Below are 4,324 nucleotides of genomic sequence, written 5' to 3' on the forward strand. Positions count from 1 at the left end.
GGAGCCGCGAGCCGCATAGGTCAGGGACTCGGCGACCTCGCGGAACGCCTCCAGCATCGGCTCCATCAGCGGGGAGTGGAAGGCGTGCGAGACCGTGAGGCGCTTGGTCTTGTGACCCCGCTCGGCCAGCTGCCCGGCCACCTCCAGGACGGCCCGTTCGGCGCCGGAAACCACCACCGCCGAAGGACCGTTGACCGCCGCGATGTCGACATCGGCCGACAGCAGCGGACGGACGTCCTCCTCTGTGGCCTGGACGGAGACCATCGCGCCGCCCTCGGGCAGCGCGCCCATCAGCGCGCCACGGGCCGCCACCAGACGGGCCGCGTCCGCCAGGGACAGCACCCCGGCGACGTGGACGGCGGCGATCTCACCGATCGAGTGACCGGCGACGAAGTCCGGGCGCAGGCCGAGCGACTCCGCCAGGCGGTACAGCGCCACCTCGATCGCGAAGAGCGCCGGCTGGGTGAACTCCGTGCGGTGGATCTCCTCCCCGTCGCCGAAGACCACGTCCCTCAGCGGCAGGTCGAAGTGCGTGCACGCCTCGTCGAAGGCGGCGGCGAACACCGGCTGGGACCCGTACAGCTCACGGCCCATACCGGGGCGCTGCGCGCCCTGACCGGTGAAGAGGAAGGCGGACCTGCCCGGGGTGGCCGGGGCGGGGGCCGTGCCGGCCAGGGCCTCCAGGGCGGCCAGGGCCTCGGTCCGGTCGTGTGCGACCACGGCGGCGCGGTGCTCGAAGGCCTTGCGGCTCACCGCCAGCGACCGGCCCACGGCCGTGAGGTCGGCCCCGGGATCGGCCGACACCCGGGCCACCAGCCGCTCGGCCTGGGCGCGCAGCGCGTCCGCGTCACGGCCCGACAGCGGCCAGGGCGCGGCGACGGGAGAGCGGTCCGACGGCCCGGCGGGGGCGGCGGGGGCGGCGGGGGCGGCGGGGGCCTCCTCCAGGATGACGTGCGCGTTGGTGCCGCTGATGCCGAAGGAGGACACGGCCGCGCGGCGCGGCTCGTCCGCCGGGTCCCAGGCCAGGGGGTCGGTCAGCAGCCGGACCGCGCCCGCCGTCCAGTCGACGTGCGGGGTCGGCGCGTCCACGTGCAGGGTCTTGGGGACGAGGCCGTGCCGCATCGCGAGGATCATCTTGATCACGCCGGCCACGCCGGCCGCGGCCTGGGTGTGGCCGAGGTTGGACTTGAGGGAGCCCAGCCACAGGGGACGGTCGGCCGGACGGTCCTGTCCGTAGGTGGCGAGCAGGGCCTGGGCCTCGATCGGGTCGCCGAGCGGCGTCCCGGTGCCGTGCGCCTCCACCACGTCGACCTGGCCGCCCGTGAGGCCGGCGTTGGCGAGGGCCTGGCGGATGACGCGCTGCTGGGAGGGGCCGTTGGGGGCGGACAGGCCGTTGGAGGCGCCGTCCTGGTTGACCGCGGACCCCTTGAGGACCGCCAGGACCTCGTGGCCGTTGCGGCGGGCGTCCGACAGCCGCTCCACGAGGAGCAGGCCCACGCCCTCGGACCAGCCCGTGCCGTCGGCCGCCGCCGCGAACGCCCGGCACCGCCCGTCCGGCGAAAGGCCGCGCTGGCGGCTGAAGTCGACGAAGGCGTTGGGGGTGGACATGACGGTCACCCCGCCGACGAGGGCGAGCCCGCACTCGCCGCGCCGCAGGGCCTCCGCCGCGAGGTGCAGGGCGACGAGGGAGGACGAGCAGGCGGTGTCCACCGTCAGCGCGGGCCCCTCGAAGCCGAAGCTGTACGCGATCCGGCCCGAGACGACGCTGCTCGCGCCGCCCGTGCCCAGGTAGCCCTCCAGGTCCTCGGCGGACCGCGCCACCAGGGCCGTGTAGTCCTGGCCGTTGGATCCGACGTAGACGCCGGTGCGGCTGCCGCGCAGGGAGTCGGGGTCGATGCCCGCCTGCTCGAACAGCTCCCAGGCGGTCTCCAGCAGCAGCCGCTGCTGGGGGTCCATCGCGAGGGCCTCGCGCGGGGAGATCCCGAAGAAGCCGGCGTCGAAGTCGCCCACGGCGGGCAGGAAGCCGCCCGCCGTCGCGTACGTGGTCCCGGGCGCGTCGGGGTCCTCGTCGAACAGGCCGTCGAGGTCCCAGCCGCGGTCCTGCGGGAACGGGCCCACGGCGTCGACGCCGTCCGCCAGCAGGGTCCACAGGTCGTCGGCCGAGGTCACCCCGCCGGGGAAGCGGCAGGCGACCCCGACGACCACCACGGGGTCGGCGGCGTCCGCCACCGGGCCCGCCACGGCGGCCTCGGTCGCCGAGCCGAGCAGTTCGGCCCGCAGGAACTCCGCCAGCGCGACCGGGCTGGGGTAGTCGAAGGCGAGGGAGGCGGGCAGGCGCAGTCCGGTGACCGCGCCGAGCCGGCTGCCGAGCTCCACCGAGGCCAGCGAGTCGAAGCCCAGCTGCCGGAAGGACCGCTCGGGGGCGATGGCGTCCGGTGACGGGTGCATCAGCAGGTCGGCGGCGTGCCCGCGGATCAGTTCGACGAGGGCCGCGCGCTGCCGGTCCGGGCCGAGGCCGGCCAGCGTGCCGGCGAATCCGGATGCCGGGCCGGGAAGCGCCGCGCCGGTGATCGCCCGCAGGACGGGCCGGCGGGCCGCCGGGCCGTGGGCCTGCGCGTACCGGTCCCAGTCGATGTCGGCGGCCAGTACGGCGGTTTCGCCGTGGCGGATCGCGCCGTCCAGCAGCCGCAGGGCCCGCCGCGGGCTCATCGGGCGGAAGCCGGTGCGGCGCATGCGTTCGCGGACGACGGCGTCGGCCGCGGCCATGCCGTCGCCGTCCCAGGCGCCCCACGCGACGGCGGTGGCCGGCAGGCCTTCGCGGCGGCGCTGCCGGGCGAGGGCGTCCAGGGCGGCGTTCGCCGCCGCGTAGTTCCCCTGTCCGGCGGCGCCGAGGACGCCGGCGAGCGAGGAGAAGAGGACGAACGCGTCGAGGGCCAGGCCGCGCGTGAGCCGGTGCAGGGTGAGGGCGGCGTCCGTCTTGCCGGCCAGTACGCCGGTGAGCTGCGCGGGGGTGAGGGCGCTCAGGACACCGTCGTCGAGGACTCCGGCCGTGTGGAAGACGGCCGTCAGCGGGTGTTCGGCCGGCACCTCGGCGAGCAGGGCGGCGAGGGCGTCCTCGTCGGAGACGTCACAGGCCGCGAGGGTGACCTCGGCGCCCAGGGCGGACAGGCCTTCGGCGAGCTCGGCGGCGCCGGGGGCGGCGGCGCCCCGCCGGCTGACGAGCAGCAGGTGGTCGGCGCCGGCCTCGGCGAGCCGGCGGGCGACGTGGCCGCCGAGGGCGCCGGTGCCGCCGGTGACCAGGACGGTGCCGCGCGGCGACCAGTCGCGGGCGGGCTGCGACCAGCCGGTCCGCACCAGCCGCCGGGCGTGGAGCCCGGAGGGCCTCAGGGCGGTCTCGTCCTCGTCGGCGCCGCCGCACAGGAGGGCGCACAGCCGGCGCAGGGCGTCGGCGTCCGGCTCCTCGGGCAGGTCGACCAGGCCGCCCCAGCCGGCGGGGAGTTCCAGCGCGGCCACCCGGCCCAGGCCCCAGAGCTGGGCCTGGCGGGGGCGCACGGGGCCGTCGTCGTGGCCGTCGACCGAGACGGCTCCGCGCGTGGCGATCCACAGGGGCGCCGGCAGGCCGGTGTCCCCGAGGGCCTGGATCAGGGCGAGGGTGGCGGCCGTCGCGTCGGCGCTGTCGGCGGCCTCTCCGTCGATGCAGGCGTCGGTGTCGGTGGCGATGTCGGTGTCGGTGTCGGCGCCGAGGAGGGACAGCACGCCCGCGATGCCGTCCGCCGGGAGGGCGGGGGCGATCCGCCGGGCGAGGACGGTCCGGTCGTGCTCGGCGGCGGTCAGGGGCAGCTCCACGACGTGGGCGCCCCGGTCGGCCAGCGCGGCGAGGACGGCGCCGGTGGCTCCCGCCCGGTGGCCGGCGTCCGTGACGACCAGCCAGGCGCCGGGCGGGGCGGGCGCCTCGGAGGGGTCGTCGAGGCGCTCCCACGTCTCGCGGTAGAGCAGGTCGTCGTCCGTTTCGGGGAGGTGACCGGAGGCGGCCGTCATGGGCGCGGCGGGCCAGTAGCGCTGCCGCTGGAACGGGTACGTCGGCAGGTCGACTCGGCGACCGGACAGCAGGCGCGTCCACTCGGGGTCGAAGCCGCGGACGAACGCTCCCGCGAGGGCGGACGTCAGCGTGACCGTCTCGGGGCGGTCGCGGCGCAGCAGGGGCAGGAGGGCGGCGGGTGCGTCGAGGCAGGCCTGTCCCATGGCGCTGAGGACGGCGTCGGGTCCGATCTCCAGGTACGTGCGGACGCCGGCGCTCTCCAGGTGGCGCATGGCGTCGTGGAAG

At 76.9% G+C, this 4,324-nt stretch carries 1 pseudogene; it reads right to left on the reverse strand.

Going from position 1 to position 4,324, the window contains the following annotated elements:
- A pseudogene (locus AB4039_RS41560) lies at positions 1-4,311 on the reverse strand (type I polyketide synthase); the annotation flags it as partial.
- Positions 4,312-4,324 lie beyond the last annotated feature (13 nt).

It is taken from the genome of Streptomyces sp. M-16, assembly GCF_052114405.1.
Classification (GTDB): Bacteria; Actinomycetota; Actinomycetes; order Streptomycetales; family Streptomycetaceae; genus Streptomyces.